The following is a 2,178-nucleotide window of genomic DNA, read 5'->3' on the forward strand; positions in this document are numbered from 1 at the left end:
ATCCGGTAGTACAATTTTTAGGATTGCCCACCTGACAGATCTGATAGTCTACCGTATAAATTCCTCCCGGTGTGTTTGGCGGAACGGTAACCGTACCATCAGGGTTCAGGATAAATCCTGGAGGCGCCTTTGTAATGATAATCGTTACGTCGCCCGGATTTGTTCCGATCACTACTGGCTGATTGTTTATTTTAACATCGGTTACTAGTGAAGGAGTGGTACCCGTTTTTGGATCCACCACCACTATTGGCGTTTGGGTTGGAATTTCTACTTTTGGCCCTACAACCTCTACTTTAACCGAACCTGTAACACAATTTTTTGGATTGCTCACCTGACAGATCTGATAGTCTACCGTATACGTTCCTCCCGGTGTGTTTGGCGGAACGGTTACCGTACCATCAGGGTTCAAAATAAATCCTGGAGGCGCTTTTATAATGGTAACGGTTACATCGCCCGGATTTGTTCCGATGGTTACGGGCTGATTGTTTATTTTAACATCGGTTACTAGTGAAGGAGTGGTACCCGTTTTTGGATCCACCACAACTGTTGGCGTTTGGGTTGGAATTTCTACTTTTGGTCCTACCACCTCTACTTTAACCGAACCTGGAGTACAATTGGCAGGGTTACTCACTTGACATACCTTATAGTCTATCGTATACGTTCCTCCCGGTGTGTTTGGCGGAACGGTAACCGTACCATCAGGGTTCAGGATAAATCCTGGAGGCGCTTTTATAATGGTAACGGTTACATCGCCCGGATTTGTTCCGATGGTTACGGGCTGATTGTTTATTTTAACATCGGTTACTAGTGAAGGAGTGGTACCCGTTTTAGGATCCACCACAACTGTTGGCGTTTGGGTTGGAATTTCTACTTTTGGTCCTACCACCTCTACTTTAACCGAACCTGTAACACAATTGGCAGGGTTGCTCACTTGGCATACCTTATAATCTATCGTATACGTTCCTCCCGGTGTGTTTGGCGGAACGGTTACCGTACCATCAGGGTTCAAAATAAATCCTGGAGGCGCTTTTATAATGGTAACGGTTACATCGCCCGGATTTGTTCCGATGGTTACGGGCAGATTGTTTATTTTAACATCGGTTACTAGTGAAGGAGTGGTACCGGTTTTAGGATCCACCACAACTGTTGGCGTTTGGGTTGGAATTTCTACTTTTGGCCCTACCACCTCTACTTTAACCGAACCTGGAGTACAATTGGCAGGGTTACTCACTTGACATACCTTATAGTCTATCATATACGTTCCTCCCGGTGTATTTGGCGGAACGGTAACTGTACCATCAGGGTTCAGGATAAATCCTGGAGGCGCCTTTGTAATGATAATCGTTACGTCGCCCGGATTTGTTCCGATCACTACAGGCTGATTGTTTATTTTAACATCGGTTACTAGTGAAGGAGTGGTACCCGTTTTAGGATCCACCACCACTGTTGGTGTTGTAACCGGGGTTTCTATTTTTGGTGCATCCACGGTTACTTTAACCGAACCTGTAACACAATTGGCAGGGTTGCTCACTTGGCATACCTTATAGTCTATCGTATACGTTCCTCCCGGTGTGTTTGGCGGAACGGTAACCGTACCGTCCGGGTTCAGAATAAATCCTGGAGGCGCTTTTATAATGGTAACGGTTACATCACCCGGTTTTGTTCCGATGGTTACGGGCTGATCGTTTATTTTAATATCGGATGTTATCGGAGGAGTGATACCCGTTTTAGGATCCACAACCACTGTTGGCGTTGTAACCGGGGTTTCTATTTTTGGTGCATCCACGGTTACTTTAACCGAACCTGTAACACAATTGGCAGGGTTACTCACTTGGCATACCTTATAGTCTATCGTATACGTTCCTCCCGGTGTGTTTGGCGGAACCGTAACTGTACCATCAGGGTTCAGAATAAATCCTGGAGGCGCTTTTATAATGGTAACGGTTACATCACCCGGTTTTGTTCCGATGGTTACGGGCTGATCGTTTATTTTAATATCGGAGGTTATCGGAGGGGTGGTACCCGTTTTTGGATCCACCACAACTGTTGGCGTTGTAACCGGGGTTTCTATTTTTGGTGCATCCACGGTTACTTTAACCGAACCTGTAACACAATTGGCAGGGTTGCTCACTTGGCATACCTTATAGTCTATCGTATACGTTCCTCCCGGTGTGTTTG

At 45.8% G+C, this 2,178-nt stretch carries 1 pseudogene; it reads right to left on the reverse strand.

The annotated features are described in order from the left end of the window. Positions 1 to 2,178: pseudogene (locus ACN1CN_RS22680) on the reverse strand (hypothetical protein); the annotation flags it as partial.

It is taken from the genome of Flavobacterium sp. T12S277, assembly GCF_048514875.1.
Lineage (GTDB): Bacteria > Bacteroidota > Bacteroidia > Flavobacteriales > Flavobacteriaceae > Flavobacterium.